The sequence below is a fragment of the Cupriavidus sp. L7L genome (assembly GCF_004353535.1).
Classification (GTDB): Bacteria; Pseudomonadota; Gammaproteobacteria; order Burkholderiales; family Burkholderiaceae; genus Cupriavidus; species Cupriavidus oxalaticus_A.
On the sequence record NZ_SMNY01000002.1, the window covers coordinates 98,033 to 113,463 of the forward strand.

Sequence of the window (15,431 nt, forward strand, 5' to 3'; positions counted from 1 at the left end):
CGGCCTGGCGGCGGTGCCGCCACGGCAGGAGATGCTAAATGCGCATCTCAATGCCAATATTGCGCACAATAGATCACAATTGGATGAGGCCGCCCGATACACGCACTTACAGAATCGCCGCACATGCTGAAAAACAGAGCAATAGCCATTCCTGTTGCTCGTGCACCCGCGATCGCCGGAACAGACCAGCTACCGGGGTCGCATGGGTGCGAGACCTTCCACTTCCGCCAGCAGCTTACCTGCCGCATCCTTCCCAGCAAGAATCGGAGTGCCTTGTAAGGGCCAGCGCACACCGACAGACGGATCACTCCACAACAGCGTGCGCTCGTGCTCGGGGTACCAGTAGTCAGTCGCTTTATATAGGACTTCCGCCTGCTCAGACAAGACCAGAAATCCGTGCGCGAAGCCTTCCGGTATCCAAAGTTGCTTCTTGTTCGCCGCCGAAATCGTCACACCCACCCATTGACCGAAGGTAGGTGACTCGATGCGGACATCCACCGCGACGTCAAACACTTCCCCCGCTATTACCCGCAGCAGTTTACCTTGCGGATGCCGGACCTGATAATGCAGGCCGCGGAGGACATTGCGCATTGAGCTGGAATGGTTGTCCTGGACGAAGGTAGGTCGCATGCCAATCGCCTGCTCGAACGCCCGCGCGTTGAAGGTTTCCATGAAGAAGCCGCGCGAATCGCCGAACACCTGCGGCTCGATGACCAGCACTTCCGGCAGCGCAGTGGGCGTGACGGTGAGTTTCATTTGACCGGATCCGCAGTGATTTGCCTCAGGTACTGCCCGTAGCTGGTGTTGTCCAACGATCCGGCAAGCTCGGCAACCTTGTCGGCAGTGATCCACTGACTGCGGTAGGCGATTTCTTCCGGGCAAGCCACCATCAGGCCTTGACGGTTCTGTAGCGTGGCGATGAAGCTGGCCGCTTCCAGCAATGATTCATGCGTGCCGGTATCGAGCCAGGCATAGCCGCGGCCCATGATCTCGACATCGAGCTGGCCGGCCTGCAGATAGTGATTGTTCACGTCGGTGATCTCCAGCTCGCCCCTCGCCGATGGCCGGATCCCAGCGGCGATGTCGCAGACCTGGTTGTCATAGAAATAGAGTCCGGTCACCGCATAGTTGGAGCGCGGCTTGCGCGGCTTTTCTTCCAGCGACACGGCTCGAAAGTCCGCGTCGAATTCCACCACGCCATAGCGCTCGGGATCCTGTACGTGGTAGGCGAATATCGTGGCGCCATCGGTCTGCGTGGCGGAGCGCCTGAGCTGGGCCACCAGATCGTGGCCGTAGAAGATGTTATCGCCGAGGATCAGCGTCGACGGATGATTGCCGATGAAATCCTTGCCGATGATGAAGGCCTGCGCCAACCCGTCGGGCGATGGCTGCACGGCATATTGAAGGTTGATGCCCCAAGCGCTGCCGTCACCCAGCATCTCGGCGAAGCGCGACGTGTCCTGCGGCGTGGAGATGACCAGGATGTCGCGGATGCCGGCCAGCATCAGGGTGGACAGCGGGTAATAGACCATTGGTTTGTCGTACACCGGCAGCAGCTGTTTCGACACCGACCGCGTAATCGGGTAGAGCCGGGTGCCGGCCCCCCCGGCGAGGATGATGCCTTTACGCATGGAAGTCTCGCTCGGCAAGGATCTGGTCCAGCAGATGGCGTACCCCTTCCTCCCATGGAGGAAGGTGAATGCCAAAAGTCTGGCGCACCTTTGCCGTATTTAGCCGGGAGTTTGCCGGACGTGGCGCTGCGGCAGCGTACTCGGCCGCGGCAATGCCTTCGATATCGTCGGGCCCGGCCTTCAGGGCGGCACCACGTGCCGCCGCATGGCGCAGGATTTCCTTCGCATAGGCATGCCACGTGGTCTCGCCGGCAGCAGCCAGGTGGTAGATGCCACCCGCAAAGTCGGCCCGCTTGGCGAACAGCCAGTGGCGCGCAACGATCAGGGCCGTTGCATCGGCGATCAGCGCCGCCGAGGTCGGCGCGCCATGCTGGTCGGCCACCACTTGCAGGCGGTCGCGCTCGCGGGCAAGACGCAGCATGGTCTTGGCGAAATTGCCGCCGTGCGCCCCCGCCACCCAGGAAGTGCGCAGAATCAGGGCAGGAATGCCTGCCGCCGCGATCGCCGCTTCGCCGGCTAGCTTGCTCTTGCCATACACCGAGCGCGGATTGACGGTGTCGCTTTCCACATAGGGACTGTCCTTGCCGCCGTCAAACACATAGTCGGTGGAATAGTGGACCAGCAGTGCACCCAAGGCGCGCGCTTCATCGGCCAACACCTCGACTGCCCCGGCATTGATGGCAAAGGCAAGCGCGGGCTCGGCTTCCGCCTTGTCGACCGCGGTATAGGCGGCAGCATTGACGATCACGTCGGGACGGTATGTGCGCAGCGCGCGGCGGACCTGGTCGGGGTCGGCAAAGTCGCACGTGGATCGGTCGAGCGCCACGACATGGCCAAGCGGCGCCAGGCTGCGTAGCAGTTCGAAGCCGACCTGCCCGTTGCTGCCAGTGACGAGAAGCGTGGGGGTTTCCATGCTATGCGGCATATTGCTTCGCCACCCAGTGGCGGTATTCGCCGGACAGCACGTCCTGCACCCAGTCCTGGTTGTGCAGGTACCACTGCACGGTCTTGTGCAGGCCAGATTCGAAGGTCTCGGCCGGCTTCCATCCCAATTCCCGCGCCAGCTTGCTGGCGTCGATGGCGTAGCGCCGGTCGTGGCCGGGGCGGTCCTTGACGAACGCGATCTGGTCTCGGTACGAACCGGAGGCCTTTGGCTTCCGTGCGTCCAGCATGTCGCAAAGCGTATGCACGACCTCCAGGTTGGTCTTCTCGTTCCAGCCGCCGACGTTGTAGGTTTCGCCGGGGCGGCCGTATGCCAGCACCTCGCGGATGGCCGCGCAGTGGTCGCCGACATAGAGCCAGTCGCGCACGTTGAGGCCATCGCCATAGACAGGCAGCGGCTTGCCGGCCAGCGCACTGGTGATCATTAGCGGGATCAGCTTCTCGGGAAATTGGAATGGCCCGTAGTTATTGGAGCAGTTGGTCGTGATCACCGGTAACCCGTAGGTATGATGGTAGGCGCGCACCATATGATCCGATGCCGCCTTCGAGGCGGAATACGGACTGTTCGGCTGATAGGGCGAGGTTTCCGAGAACGGCGGGTCGGCAGGGCCGAGCGAGCCGAAGACTTCGTCGGTGGAGACATGCAGGAAGCGAAATGCGGCCCGGTTGGGGTCATCCAGTGCTCGCCAGTAGGTGAGAACGGCTTCTAGCAGCGTGAGCGTGCCCACCACGTTGGTCTGCACAAAGTCGGCCGGTGCGTCGATAGAGCGATCGACGTGGCTTTCCGCTGCAAAATGCAGGACCGCGTGAGGCCGGTAGGACTGCAGCAAGCGGGTGATCGCTGCGCTGTCGCAGATATCGGTTTGCGAAAAGATGTGCCGGGGATCGCTTTCAATGGCGGCCAGGCTCTTGCGGTTGCCTGCGTAGGTCACCTTGTCGACATTGACGATCCCGTCGGCGCCGTCCTGACGCAGCCAGTCGAGAACAAAGTTGGCGCCGATGAAACCTGCGCCGCCTGTAACCAAAATGTGCGACAAGGCTTGCTCCTGCCAATGTATGTCGACAAACCCGTCATGCGGGCACTCAATTTCGAGAAGAAAACTAGGGCTGCGTTCACCCCCTCTGAAAGGGACGGTATTCTATCTGCCGATAACCCATCCTACGATCGCCGCAGTTCGTTGGGTAGCCTCAGGTAACAGGTACCGGAACGGATGCGGATGCGGCTCACCTTGATGACAACTCGCAAAGCATCCCAAGCATCACCCTACGCCGTCGGCGACCTCCAGGGCTGTGCCCCTTCCCTCGATACGCTCCTCGCACAAGTCCATCCCGAAACACCGCTGCGCTTCGTTGGTGACCTGATCAACCGCGGACCCGCCGCACTGCGAACGCTGCGCACTGTCCGCGCCATGGGCATCCGGGCCGAAGCTGTCCTCGGCAACCACGACATCCACCTCCTTGCCGTAGCCGCCGGCGTCCGAAAGAGAGGCAAATCGGACACTCTGGACGACATCCTAGCCGCATCTGACTGCGAGGAACTCCTGACCTGGCTCCGCCACCGCCCACTCGCCCTGCTCGAAAACAATTTCCTCCTAGTCCACGCCGGCGTCCTCCCCCAATGGACCGCCCCCCAGGTCATCGACCTCGCCCACGAAGTCGAAGCCCAACTCCAGGGCCCCAACTGGCAAGCCTTCCTCGCCGACATCTTCGGCAACACCCCCGACCGCTGGCACGACGGCCTGCGCGGCATCGAACGGCATCGCGTGGTGGTCAATGCCCTTACCCGACTGCGCTATTGCACCGTCGATGGCGTGATGGACTTCAAGACCAAGGAGGGGCTCGGCAAGGCGCCGGACGGCTTCATGCCGTGGTTCGATGTGCCGGGGCGGCGCACCGGGGATGTGACCTTGGTGTGCGGGCATTGGTCGACGCTGGGCCTGGTGATGCGGCCGGACCTGATGGCGCTGGATACCGGCTGCGTCTGGGGCGGCAAGCTGACGGCGGCGCGCATGGCGGCGGATCCGGCCGAGCGGACCGTGGTCCAGGTCGATTGCCCGCAATATTGTAATCCGCTGGCCTGAAGCGCAATCCCGCGTTGGCGGGGGAGGACAATCGCGCTAGCTGATGGCAGCGGAGGCTGCCACAGGTTCGGAGGCAGGGTTGGCCGGCTGGTTCAGCCGCTCGGCCGTTGCCACTGCCTCATCACCGGCACCCTGCGCCAGATGCTGCACGACCTCGCGGGCAGCACCTGCCAGTTCGCGGCGGTCGGCGGACACCGCCGCCAGCGGCGGGCCAATGACCACCCGCGCCTTGATGCGCGGGGCGCGCAGGACGGCGTTCAGCGACTGCAGCAGCGTGGTGTCGTCGATGTAGGCGGCCGCCAGCGTCGGCTGGCCGGTGGCCGCGTCCAGGTAGTTCAGTCCGACCGGCTGCACCGGCAGGCCCCCGGAGATCGGGGCTTGCATTAGGTTGGCGTGAAACGGCAGCACCCCGGTACCGTCGGTGGTGGTCCCTTCGGGGAACACGCCGACGAGGTCGCCCTGCAGCATGACGTCGGTGATGTCGTGCAGGACCCGGTGGGCGTCGCGCTTGCGCGCGCGTTCGATGAAGATGGTGCCGGTCTTGTCACACAGCCAGCCGATCAGCGGCCAGCTCCGGATCTCGGACTTGGCAACGAACCGTACCGGTTGCCAGGTATGGATCACATAGATGTCCAGCCACGAGATATGGTTGGACACCACCAGCGCACCCTGGCGCGCGGCGCCATGCGGGGCCGCGCCGCGGACATCGACGACTTCGACCTCTACCCCGCAGATGCGCAGCAAGCGCCGCGACCAGCGCCGGATGTGCCAGGCGCGCGAACGCGCGCCGAGCCACGGGAACAGCACCGCGCAGGTTAGCAGCCCGCGCAGCAGGTGCAGCACCAGCGCGGTCTTGCGCAGCCAGATCATGCGTTGGCGTGGTTGCCGTTACCGTTGCCGCCGCCGTTGCCGTAGACGATCTGGCCGCCGACCAGCGTCATCCGCACCTTGCCTTCCATCTCGTAGCCGAGCCACGGCGTGTTCTTGCCCTGGCTCTTGAGCGAGCGGCGATCTACCTTCCACACCTGCTTCGGATCGAACACGCAGACATCGGCGGGGGCGCCGGCGGCCAGCGTGCCGGCCTTCAGGCCACTCACGCGGGCGGGCTCGGAGGTGATGCGGGCCAGCGCCTGCGCCAGCGGCACCTTGTGCTCGGCGGCCCAGCGCAGCGTCAGCGGCAGCAGCAGTTCCAGGCCGGTGGCGCCGGGCGTGGCCTCGGCGAATGGCAGCAGCTTCTCGTCGTCGTCCACCGGGGTGTGATCAGAGCACAGCGCGTCGATGGTGCCGTCGGCCAGCGCCGCGACGATGGCGTCGCGGTCGCGGGTGCTGCGCAGCGGGGGCGAGAAGCGCATTTGCGAATTGAAGTAGCCGATATCCATGTCGGTCAGCGAGACGTGGTGGATATTGACGTCGCAGCTGACCGGCAGGCCTTCGCGCTTGGCCTGGCGCACCAGCTCCAGCCCGGCGGCGGAGGACAGGCGGCACAGGTGCACGCGGGCGCCGGTGGAGCGCATCAGTTCGAAGATGGTATGCAGGCGCACGGTCTCGGCGATCACGGAGACGCCGGACAGCCCCAGGCGCGATGCGACCGCGCCGCTGGCGGCCACGCCACCGCCCAGGAAGGGATCTTCCGGGCGCAGCCAGACCGTGAAGCCGAAAGTCTGCGCGTACTGCAGCGCGCGCAGCAGCACCTGGGTGTTGCGCACCGGCTCTTCGGCCTGGCTGAAGCCGACGCAGCCGGCTTCGGTCAGCTGGTTCATCTCGGTCAGCACTTCGCCCTTCAGCCCCAGCGTCAGCGCGCCCAGCGGGTAGACGTGGGTCTGGTTGAGCGTGCGGGCGCGGAACTTGAGCATTTCGACCAGGCCGGGCTCGTCCAGCACCGGGTCGGTGTCGGGCGGGCAGACCAGGCTGGTGACGCCGCCGGCGGCGGCCGCGGCGACTTCGGATTCGAGGGTGGCCTTGTATTCGTAGCCGGGCTCGCGCAGGCGCGCGGACAGGTCGACCAGGCCGGGGCAGACGATCAGCCCCTTGGCGTCGACGACTTTGTTGGCGGTGAAGTCCGCCGGGGCGCTGCCGACGCCGACGATCTTGCCGGCGGCGAGATAGAGGTCCTGCACGGCATCGGTGTTGCTGGCGGGGTCGATCAGGCGGCCGCCCTGGATGTGAATCTTCATAGCTTGGGTCGTATCGGTCGTGTCGCTTGGCGTGTTCGGTAGGTCTTGGCTATGCCGCATCGTTTCAGTCGTTGTTCCCTGCCACGATGCCCATCACGGCCATGCGCACGGCGATGCCGAAGGTCACCTGGTTCAGGATCACCGATTGCGGGCCGTCGGCCACGGCGGAGTCGATCTCCACGCCGCGGTTCATCGGGCCTGGGTGCATCACGATGGCGTCGGGCCTGGCCAGCGCCAGGCGCTCCGGCGTCAGGCCGTAGGCCTTGAAATATTCCTGCGCCGAGGGCAGCAGCGCGCCGCTCATGCGTTCGTTCTGCAGCCGCAGCATGATGACCACGTCGACGCCCTTGAGGCCTTCTTCCATGTTGTGGAAGACGCGCACGCCCATCTGCTCCAGGCCGGACGGCAGCAGCGTGCGCGGGCCGATGGCGCGCACTTCGGGCACGCCCAGCGTGGTCAGCGCATGGATGTCGGAGCGAGCCACGCGCGAGTGCAGGATGTCGCCGACGATGGCTACCGTCAGGTTGGTGAAGTCTTTCTTGAAGTGCCGGATCGTGTACATGTCCAGCAGGCCCTGCGTCGGGTGCGCATGGCGGCCGTCGCCGGCGTTGATCACGTGCACGTGCGGCGCGACGTGCTCGGCGATCAGGTAGGGCGCGCCGGAGCTGGCATGGCGCACCACGAACATGTCGGCGGACATGGCCGACAGGTTGTTGATGGTGTCGAGCAGCGACTCGCCCTTGCTGGTCGACGACGCATTGATGTTCAGGTTGAGCACGTCCGCCGACAGCCGCTTGGCCGCGATCTCGAAGGTGGTGCGGGTGCGGGTGGAGTTCTCGAAGAACAGGTTGAACACGCTCTTGCCGCGCAGCAGCGGCACCTTCTTGACATCGCGGTCTGAGTCGGACAGCGATACGAACTGGCTGGCGGTATCGAGGATGTGCGTGATCATGTCACGCGACAACCCCTCGATCGACAGCAAATGCTTCAGTTCGCCGTTCTTGGTGAGCTGCGGGTTGCGGAACGTCTTGGTCATGGCAGGTCGGGCGCGGGCAAAAAACGGGGTGGTCTGGTCTTGTGGCAGGCGCCAGGCGCGCGCTACAGCGCAGTGCGACGCCTGGCAGGCAACGCCGGCTCAGCCGGCGGCGGTATCGGCAGGTTCGGTGGCGAAGGCGAAGCGGGCGTCGGCGCCCTCGCCCTGGCGCGACAGCACCAGCGTCGTGCCGCGCGGCAGTTCGATCTGGGCGGCCACCAGGTCGGCGGCGATCGGCAGCTGGCGCCCGCCGCGGTCGGCCAGCACGCCCAGCGCAACGCGCGCCGGACGGCCGTAGTCGAACAGTTCGTTGACGGCGGCGCGGATGGTGCGGCCGGTGGCCAGCACGTCGTCGATCAGCAGGATGTTGCGGTCTTCCACGGCAAACGGCAGCGTGGTCGGCTGGGCCTGGCTGTGCAGGCCCTTCTTGGCGTAGTCGTCGCGATGGAAGGCGACGTTGATCACGCCATGCTCGGGCAGGTTCAGGTCCGCGGCCAGGCGCGCGGCGATCCATGCGCCGCCGGAATGGATGCCTGCCACAGACCAGCGTTCACGCTCGGCGTCGGGGATCAGGGCGCGGGCCTGGTCCAGCAGCTTGCGGTACAGCGCCTCGGCGTCGGGTGCGGAAATCTGCGTCATAGCGGGAATTGGTCGAAATACTGTTGCAGGATGATGCGCGCGGCTTCGGCGTCGAGTTCGCCGCGGCGCGCGCCGGCCATCGAGGCGGCGCGCGAGGAATAGCGCTCGTCCACCCATTCCACCGGCAGGTTGAAGCGCCCGTTGAGCTGGTTGCCGAAGCGCCGCGCCAACCGCATCATCGGCTGCTCTTCGCCGTCCGGGTTGACCGGCATGCCGACGATCAGCTGCACCGGGCTCCATTCCTGGATCAGCGCACCCACGGCCTCGAAGCGGCCTTCAACGGTGATATTGGGAAGGATGGTCAGCGCACGCGCCTCGCGCGTGATGAAATTGCCCAGCGCGACGCCGATCTTTTTCTCGCCGTAGTCGAATGCCAGGACCGTGCCGTCGCGGGGCAGTTCGCGCCCCACGGCATCAGGCATGCCCGGCCTCGCCCGACAGCATGTTGACGTCGACGCCAAGCAGGCCAATGGCCGCGGCAAAGCGCCCTTCGGGCGGCACGCTGAAGATGATCTCGGGATCGGCCTGGACGGTCAGCCAGCCGTTGCGGCTGAGTTCTTCTTCCAGCTGGCCGGCACCCCAGCCAGAATAGCCCAGCGTCAGCAGGAAGCGGTGCGGGCCGCTGCCGTTGGCCACGGCTTCCAGCACGTCCTTGGAGGTGGTCATTTCCAGCCCGCCCGGCACCGCCAGCGACGAGACATAGACGCCGACCGGGTCGTGCAGCACGAAGCCGCGCTCGGTCTGCACCGGGCCGCCGAAGTAAACCGGCTGGTGCGCCACTGGCTGGATTTCAAGCTTGAGGTCGATCTTGTCGAACAGCGTGGCCATGTCGATGTCGATGGGCCGGTTGATCACCAGCCCGAGCGCGCCACGCTCGTTGTGTTCGCAGATATAGACGACGGAACCCGAAAAGGTCGGATCGGCCATGCCAGGCATGGCAATCAGGAACTGATTGGTCAGATTGATGGGTGCTTCGGGCTTCGCCATGCCTTGCATTTTATCAAATCGCCGGGGGTCTTCCGGAAAAGATTGGCGGGCGTTGCAGTGCAGCAATGGGCGCCCGCGCAGGCCGCTTGCCTGTAATTACGGACCGATGATACGGCCCTTTGGTCATGCCTTGCGGGTCAGCGCCGCAAGCTCGTCCGCCGTCAGCCAGCGCCATTCCCCTTCAGCCAGTTCCGGATCCAGTTGCAGGCTGCCGAGCGCGCTGCGATGCAGGGCGCTGACGTGGTTGCCCGCCGCGGCCACCATGCGCTTGACCTGATGGTACTTGCCCTGCAGCAGGGTCAGGCGCAGGCTGCGTTCGCCGGTGATCTCGCAGGCTTCTGCGGCGATCGGCGCGGGTTCGTCCAGCAGCTGCACGCCTGTGACCAGTGCCTGGGCCTGTTCCGGCGTAACCGGCTCAGCAGTCGTCACTTCATAGACCTTGGGCACCTTGCGCTTGGGCGAGGTCTGGGCGTGGATGAACTGGCCGTCATCGGTCAGCAGCAGAAGCCCGGTGGTGTCGTGGTCGAGCCGGCCTACGGCCTGGACCTCGCGCTGGCGCAGCGGCACCGGCAGCAGGTTGTACACGCTGGGATGGTGGCGCGGTCGCTGCGAGCACTCATAGCCGGCGGGCTTGTTCAGCATCAGGTAGGCCTTGGTGCAGGCGATCCACTCCTCGCCGTCGACGGTCAGGCGCAGGCCGTCCACCTCGAACTGGGCGCGCGGGTCTTCGCACGGCTCGCCGTTGACTTCGACCAGCCCGGCGGCGACCAGGTCGCCGCAGTAGCGGCGGGTGCCGAAGCCCTGGGATTGGAGAATACGGTCGAGTGTCATGTGCTTTGTTGCTGTAATCGTTGTTTGGGTGGCAGATCGGTGCCGAACCGCTATGTTAGGGTATTGGCGCGACGCATCTCCGCGACAAGCCATTTGCCGGCATCATTGCGCGCATTCCTTCGACTCCGTCAGGCAGCGCGCATGCAGCCAGCAGACCCTTCGGCATCGGGCCGCAGACATTACCGTATCGGCCAGGATTTCGAGCGCGGGCTGGTCTGGTTCCGGCGCGACCTGCGCGCCAGCGACCACGCGGCGCTGCATTATGCCCTCAGGCATTGTGCCCGGGTGTGGTGCGTCTTCGTATTCGACCGCGACATCCTCGACCCGCTTCTGGCGCGCGGCCTGCAGGCCGACCGGCGCGTCGAATTCATCCTCGAGTCATTGCGGGAACTGGCCGAGACGCTGACAGCGGCCGGCGGCGGGCTGATCGTGCTGGACGACCGCGCCGTGGACGCCATCCCGGCACTGGCGCAAGCGCTGGAGGTCCAGGCGGTCTTTGCCAACCACGACTACGAGCCTGCCGCCATTGCACGCGACGACACCGTGCGCCAGGCGCTGGCGGCTCAGGCGCGCTTGCTGTTTACGTTCAAGGACCAGGCCATCTTCGAGCGCGACGAGATCCTGAACGGCCAGCGCAAGCCCTTCTCGGTGTTCACGCCCTACAAGAATGCCTGGCTGCGGACCGTGCAGCCGTTCGACCTGCGCCCGTATCCGATCGACCCGTACCTGCATGCGCTGGCGCCGGTGCCGGCAGCATATCGCCAGCCGTTGCCGACGCTCGAACAGCTTGGCTTCCGCATCAGCAACCTCGCCGGGATCGCCATGCCGACCGGCGCCGCCGGTGCACAAGCGCTGTTCGAGGAATTCACCGGGCGCATCGGCGACTACGGCCGCCGCCGCGACTACCCTGCCCTGCGCGGTCCCAGCTACCTGTCGGTGCACCTGCGCTTCGGCACCATCTCGATCCGCACGCTGGCGCGTACCGCGCATGAAGCGGTGCTGCGCGGCGGCGCGGACAGCGCGGGCGCGGCGGTGTGGCTGTCCGAGCTGATCTGGCGCGATTTTTACTTCATGATCCTGCACCATCATCCGCGCGTGGCCGGCGGCGCGGCCTTCCACCCGGCCTACGACCAAATCCGCTGGCAGGACGGCGAAACCGGCGAGCGCTATTTCCACGCCTGGTGCGATGCCGCCACCGGCTATCCGCTGATCGACGCCGCCATGCTGCAAATCCGGCAGAGCGGCTATATGCACAACCGGCTGCGCATGGTCACGGCCAGCTTCCTGGTCAAGGACCTGGGCGTGGACTGGCACCGCGGGGAGCAGTACTTTGCCGACCTGCTCAATGATTTCGACTTGTCCGCCAACAACGGCGGCTGGCAATGGGCGGCGTCGACCGGCTGCGACGCGCAGCCGTGGTTCCGCATCTTCAACCCGGTGACTCAGTCGGAGAAGTTTGACCCGCAGGGGCGCTTTATCCGCAAGTACCTGCCACAGCTGGCGGCGTTGCCCGACAAGTACCTGCATGCGCCGTGGACCGCCCCCGACCATGTGCTGGCGGATGCCGGCGTGCGGCTGGGCGAGGACTACCCGCGCCCGCTGGTGCAGCATGACGTGGCGCGCAAGGAAACGCTGGCGCGGTATGGGGTGGTGAAGGAAGGCGGCAAGCGCAGCGCCGCCGGCATGGAACAGGACGACCCGGACGAGTGAACGCCGGAGGCGACCGCTCAGGCCGCCAGCATCGCGCTTTCGCGATAGTGCCGCTGCGCGTCCTCGAAACGCTCGGTTTCCTCGAACAGCCGCGCCAGCGCCAGGTGCGTGCGCACGCGCAGCCGGCGCTGCTGGTCGATATCGGCATACTTCAGCGCTCGCTCGAAGCTGGACTGGGCCTTGCCCCACAGCTTCTCGCCCAGGCACAGCACGCCCAGCGTGTAGTAGAGGTCGGCATCGGCGGGATGCCCGGCCAGCCATTTCTCGGCCTGCTGGATCTGCGGCAGCGCATGGCCGGGCACCGCGCAGTCGGCGTAGCGCAGCACCAGGCGGCTGTCCCAGTTGAACTTGAGCGCGTCCTCGATGATGCGGCGGGCTTCGTTCTGACGGCCCAGCGCGGCAAAGTAGCGCGCGGCGGGTTCGGCGATGCGCGTGGCGCGGCGCTCGTCGGCGGACAGCGATCGCCAGAATTCGCCGAGGGCGTCGGCATCGTGGCGGCGCTCGTCGAGCATGGCCTCGACCGCCATCTGCTTGAGCCGCAGCGCCAGCACCGGATGCAGCGCGTTGCGCTTCTCCAGCGAGCGCGCCAGGCGCAGCACTTCGGACCAGTTCTTCAGGTGCTGGTGCGCGCGCAGCGCGATGCGCTGCACATGGATCTGGCGCGCGCCCTGGGCCTGCAGCTGGGCGATGGTTTCCAGCGCGCCGTCGGCGTCGCGGGCATCGACCAGCAGTTCGGCCATCGACACCAGCCGCGCCTGCTCGCGCTCGGGATCGGTGACCTGCGACATCCAGGCATCGCGCCGCTCGGTCTCCTGCATGCGGTGCGCGGCGCGCGCGCCGATCAGCGCGGCGGTCTGGGCCTGGTCTTCCCAGGACTGGGCCTCGCGCGCGCAGCGCTCGGCGCGGGCGAAGCGGCCGGCGAACAGGTTCTCGATCGACTCGCGCAGCGCCGCCTGCGCCTTGTTCATGCGGCTGCGCTCGCGGTAGGCGGCGGCGCGGCGCGGCATTTCGGACAGATGGCGGATGGTGGACATCACCGTCCAGACCACGAAGAACACCAGCAGCAGCAAGGCCAGCGCCAGGTTCAGCGACAGCTCGACGCGGTACGGCGGATAGAACAGCACCACATTGCTGTGGTTGAACTGCGTGAACAGCGCCAGCCCGACGGCGCCGCCGAACAGGACCGCAACCCAGAACAGAAGGCGCATTGGGCTTACTCCTTCTTCAGGGCGTTCAACGCGCCCAGGCTCTCGGACATGGTCGGCAACTGCACCGTCACCGCGCCTGCCTGGGCCTGCCTGAGCAGGGTCAGCACGCCCTGCACGCGGCGCGACTTGGTGTCGAAATAGCGCCCGATCATCGCCTGCGCCGCAGCCAGGTCGTTGCGGAACACCGGCTCGTTGCGCGACAGCAGTGCCAGCCGCGCATTGAGCAGGCGCAGCTTGACGTTCTCGCGCAGGAACCAGCCCTGGTCGCCGGACAGCAGCAGCGCTTCCGCATCGTCGACCTTGCGGATGCGGACTACCTGCGCCATTTCGTCGCGCAGGTAGGTCCACAGGCGGGAGAACCAGCCGTTGGTGGCAGCCGCCGCCGGGGCGCTGGCGCCGCCCTTGCCGGCCGCGCCCTCCTTGCGGGCATCGGCCTCGGTGCGTTCGAGCATGCGTTCGCTGGACAGCAGCGGCAGCGCGTCGACCTGGTTGATGGCTTCGTCCAGCTTGATCGCGGCGCCGGTCAGGTCGGTGTCGGGCACGGCCTTCATGCGCGCGATGTCGCGGGCAATGGCTCGGCGCAGCAGGTTGTACTGCGGCTTGTCGGTGCGCGCCAGGCGCGCGTCGGCGCTTTGCAGCGCGGCCAGCGCAACCTGCACGTTACCGGTCAGCTGCAACTGCTGGCCGGCGTTGGTCAGTAGTTGCTGGATCTCGGCGATTTCCCAGTCGTCGCGGTTGCGCATCAGGTCCTGGTAGACCTGCTCCAGCGCCACCTGCTTGTCGCGGGTCTCGCCGACCTGGTTTTCGAGCGCGCCGACCTTGGCCTGCAGCTCCTTGACGGTGTCCTGCGCATTGCGCGTCAGCACGCGCGACTCCTGCACCAGCGCGTCGTTGCTTTGCTGGCGCCGGGCCAGTTCGCCGGTCAGGTGGTCCACGCGCTGCTGCAGCCACCAGAAGCCGCCGGCGGTGGCAACCACCAGCACGGCCACCAGGGCCCACAGCGCCGCGGGCTTGCGCGCGGCAGCGTGCTGGCCGGCGGAGGAAGCGGGGGCGCCGGCGCCCGGAGCGGGCGCGGAGGCCGCCGAGGCCGCAGCGGGCGGCGGTGTAGCGGAGGAGGACGTGGTTTCTTGCGTCACGCGTTCGACCTTCGTTGACGTTGCGGGGACTGCGACAGCCGGCGCTGGCGCCGGTGCCCCGGCGCGCACCGGGCTGGTGTCTGTTATCGCGCCAGCGCGGCCGGATGCACCCGATACACCGGCAGCTTCCGGCGCAGCCGCCACCGGCACCGGACCGGCGTGGGCATCGGCCCATTGCAGGCACGCCGCGAGCAGGCCAGCATCGCCCGGCGCGGCACGCAGGATATGGCTGAAGCCCAGTGCCAGCGCTTGTTCGGCGATTCTCGCATGCGGCGCGATGCACTGCACCTGCCGCAGGCCGGCATTTTCCTGCGGCGAAAGGTGTTGACGCGCGAGCGTGTCGAGGTTACGCACGGCCTCTGAGCTGGTCAGCAGCCATACATGGGGCGGCGCGCCGGCCTGCACGCTGTCGCGCACGGCCTGCCATTGCATCGCGCCGGGCTCCGGCAGCGTGCGCCGGTAGGCCTCGACGGCCTCGACCTGGGCACCGGCTTCGCGCAGGCGGTCGCCGAGCCAGTCGCGGCCGCCGTTGCCGCGGACGATCAGGACGGGCTTGCCGGCGAGCGTGGCGGGATCGAGCTGGGCCCACAGCGCCTCGGAATCGAAGCGCGGGCCTTCGGCCTCGTGGTTCGGGTCGTGGTTGTGATGGCCGCTTTCGCTGGCGTCATCGGCGCCCTGCCCGTTCCCTGCGGCGCCGGCCGGCGCGATCACCCGGCAGGTGGGCGGCGCGATGCCACGCTCGGCCAATGCGGCCACGCTGGCCGGACCAACCACGGCGGCCGGCACCTGCGCCGGCCATTGCGCCGTAGCGGCACCCTGCACGCCGGCCAGCGCATCCAGCGCATGGGCAATGGCGTTGGGACTGACAAAGACCACCAGCGCAAACTGATCGAGCCGCGCCAGGGCCGCGCGCAGCGGCGCGTCGTCGGCGGCCGGGCCGATCGCCAGCAGCGGAAAGCTGAGCACGTCCAGACCCGCGGCCTGCAGCGCCTCGGTCAGTTGCCGGGACTGCCCGGCGGGTCGTGTGACAACGACGGTCGGGCGGGGCATCGGTCAGCC

General features: G+C 66.8%; 15 protein-coding genes. 2 read left to right on the plus strand and 13 right to left on the minus strand.

Annotated features, from left to right (window positions below; translation table 11 throughout):
• Positions 1-189 precede the first annotated feature (189 nt).
• Genes rfbC through rfbB form a run of 4 tightly spaced genes read right to left on the minus strand, consistent with a single transcriptional unit; the run spans position 190 to position 3,610 of the window.
• Positions 190-756: a dTDP-4-dehydrorhamnose 3,5-epimerase gene (gene rfbC / locus E1J61_RS01780; protein ID WP_133092468.1), complete on the minus strand. Its 567-nt coding sequence runs from the start codon at positions 754-756 to the stop codon at positions 190-192.
• Positions 753-1,631, minus strand: coding sequence for a glucose-1-phosphate thymidylyltransferase RfbA (gene rfbA / locus E1J61_RS01785; protein WP_133092513.1), 879 nt, complete (start codon positions 1,629-1,631; stop codon positions 753-755). Before rfbA ends, rfbC begins: the two co-directional genes overlap by 4 nt.
• A complete protein-coding gene (rfbD, locus tag E1J61_RS01790) occupies positions 1,624-2,544 on the minus strand; it encodes a dTDP-4-dehydrorhamnose reductase (RefSeq protein WP_371702455.1) in 921 nt (306 codons plus the stop codon). The genes rfbA and rfbD overlap by 8 nt, the downstream gene beginning before the upstream one ends.
• A gap of 1 nt (position 2,545) precedes the next feature.
• A complete protein-coding gene (gene rfbB, locus E1J61_RS01795) occupies positions 2,546-3,610 on the minus strand; it encodes a dTDP-glucose 4,6-dehydratase (protein ID WP_133092470.1) in 1,065 nt (354 codons plus the stop codon).
• Between the two features lie 180 nt (positions 3,611-3,790).
• On the opposite strand from rfbB, the gene E1J61_RS01800 reads away from it, so the two are divergent.
• Positions 3,791-4,654: a symmetrical bis(5'-nucleosyl)-tetraphosphatase gene (locus E1J61_RS01800; RefSeq protein ID WP_243736724.1), complete on the plus strand. Its 864-nt coding sequence runs from the start codon at positions 3,791-3,793 to the stop codon at positions 4,652-4,654.
• 36 nt (positions 4,655-4,690) lie between these two features.
• Here the strand turns inward: E1J61_RS01800 and E1J61_RS01805 are convergent, their stop codons facing one another.
• The 7 genes from E1J61_RS01805 to E1J61_RS01835 all read right to left on the minus strand — a co-directional run bounded on the left by E1J61_RS01805 (position 4,691) and on the right by E1J61_RS01835 (position 10,318).
• Complete coding sequence (locus E1J61_RS01805) at positions 4,691-5,524, minus strand: 1-acyl-sn-glycerol-3-phosphate acyltransferase (RefSeq protein ID WP_133092471.1); 834 nt, start codon at positions 5,522-5,524, stop codon at positions 4,691-4,693.
• Positions 5,521-6,828, minus strand: a complete 1,308-nt coding sequence (locus tag E1J61_RS01810; RefSeq protein ID WP_133092472.1) for a dihydroorotase — start codon at positions 6,826-6,828, stop codon at positions 5,521-5,523. The genes E1J61_RS01805 and E1J61_RS01810 overlap by 4 nt, the downstream gene beginning before the upstream one ends.
• 64 nt (positions 6,829-6,892) lie before the next feature.
• Complete coding sequence (locus E1J61_RS01815) at positions 6,893-7,864, minus strand: aspartate carbamoyltransferase catalytic subunit (protein ID WP_029046106.1); 972 nt, start codon at positions 7,862-7,864, stop codon at positions 6,893-6,895.
• 99 nt (positions 7,865-7,963) lie between these two features.
• Positions 7,964-8,500, minus strand: coding sequence for a bifunctional pyr operon transcriptional regulator/uracil phosphoribosyltransferase PyrR (gene pyrR, locus E1J61_RS01820; protein ID WP_133092473.1), 537 nt, complete (start codon positions 8,498-8,500; stop codon positions 7,964-7,966).
• Positions 8,497-8,922, minus strand: a complete 426-nt coding sequence (gene ruvX, locus E1J61_RS01825; RefSeq protein WP_133092474.1) for a Holliday junction resolvase RuvX — start codon at positions 8,920-8,922, stop codon at positions 8,497-8,499. The genes pyrR and ruvX overlap by 4 nt, the downstream gene beginning before the upstream one ends.
• Positions 8,915-9,487, minus strand: a complete 573-nt coding sequence (locus tag E1J61_RS01830) for a YqgE/AlgH family protein (RefSeq protein WP_041681585.1) — start codon at positions 9,485-9,487, stop codon at positions 8,915-8,917. The genes ruvX and E1J61_RS01830 overlap by 8 nt, the downstream gene beginning before the upstream one ends.
• A gap of 123 nt (positions 9,488-9,610) precedes the next feature.
• Positions 9,611-10,318, minus strand: a complete 708-nt coding sequence (locus tag E1J61_RS01835; protein WP_133092475.1) for a pseudouridine synthase — start codon at positions 10,316-10,318, stop codon at positions 9,611-9,613.
• A 141-nt stretch (positions 10,319-10,459) separates the two neighbouring features.
• Here E1J61_RS01835 and E1J61_RS01840 point away from each other — a divergent pair, with 141 nt between their 5' ends.
• On the plus strand, positions 10,460-12,028 hold the full coding sequence (locus tag E1J61_RS01840) for a deoxyribodipyrimidine photo-lyase (RefSeq protein WP_133092476.1): 1,569 nt from the start codon (positions 10,460-10,462) through the stop codon (positions 12,026-12,028).
• A 17-nt stretch (positions 12,029-12,045) separates the two neighbouring features.
• Here E1J61_RS01840 and E1J61_RS01845 read toward each other — a convergent pair whose 3' ends face one another.
• The gene (locus E1J61_RS01845) at positions 12,046-13,236 is read right to left on the minus strand and encodes a heme biosynthesis protein HemY (RefSeq protein WP_133092477.1); all 1,191 of its coding nucleotides are present in this window, start codon (positions 13,234-13,236) and stop codon (positions 12,046-12,048) included.
• Positions 13,237-13,241: 5 nt separating this feature from the next.
• Complete coding sequence (gene hemDX / locus E1J61_RS01850) at positions 13,242-15,422, minus strand: fused uroporphyrinogen-III synthase HemD/membrane protein HemX (RefSeq protein WP_133092478.1); 2,181 nt, start codon at positions 15,420-15,422, stop codon at positions 13,242-13,244.
• Positions 15,423-15,431: the final 9 nt, after the last annotated feature.

Coding starts and splice junctions, on each gene's coding strand:
- rfbD (WP_371702455.1), bottom strand. CDS start 2,544: ATGGAAACCCCCACGCTTCTCGTCACTGGCAGCAACGGGCAGGTCGGC.
- E1J61_RS01835 (WP_133092475.1), bottom strand. CDS start 10,318: ATGACACTCGACCGTATTCTCCAATCCCAGGGCTTCGGCACCCGCCGC.
- rfbA (WP_133092513.1), bottom strand. CDS start 1,631: ATGCGTAAAGGCATCATCCTCGCCGGGGGGGCCGGCACCCGGCTCTAC.
- E1J61_RS01840 (WP_133092476.1), top strand. CDS start 10,460: ATGCAGCCAGCAGACCCTTCGGCATCGGGCCGCAGACATTACCGTATC.
- E1J61_RS01845 (WP_133092477.1), bottom strand. CDS start 13,236: ATGCGCCTTCTGTTCTGGGTTGCGGTCCTGTTCGGCGGCGCCGTCGGG.
- rfbC (WP_133092468.1), bottom strand. CDS start 756: ATGAAACTCACCGTCACGCCCACTGCGCTGCCGGAAGTGCTGGTCATC.
- E1J61_RS01830 (WP_041681585.1), bottom strand. CDS start 9,487: ATGGCGAAGCCCGAAGCACCCATCAATCTGACCAATCAGTTCCTGATT.
- E1J61_RS01805 (WP_133092471.1), bottom strand. CDS start 5,524: ATGATCTGGCTGCGCAAGACCGCGCTGGTGCTGCACCTGCTGCGCGGG.
- E1J61_RS01810 (WP_133092472.1), bottom strand. CDS start 6,828: ATGAAGATTCACATCCAGGGCGGCCGCCTGATCGACCCCGCCAGCAAC.
- pyrR (WP_133092473.1), bottom strand. CDS start 8,500: ATGACGCAGATTTCCGCACCCGACGCCGAGGCGCTGTACCGCAAGCTG.
- E1J61_RS01815 (WP_029046106.1), bottom strand. CDS start 7,864: ATGACCAAGACGTTCCGCAACCCGCAGCTCACCAAGAACGGCGAACTG.
- hemDX (WP_133092478.1), bottom strand. CDS start 15,422: ATGCCCCGCCCGACCGTCGTTGTCACACGACCCGCCGGGCAGTCCCGG.
- E1J61_RS01800 (WP_243736724.1), top strand. CDS start 3,791: ATGCGGCTCACCTTGATGACAACTCGCAAAGCATCCCAAGCATCACCC.
- ruvX (WP_133092474.1), bottom strand. CDS start 8,922: ATGCCTGATGCCGTGGGGCGCGAACTGCCCCGCGACGGCACGGTCCTG.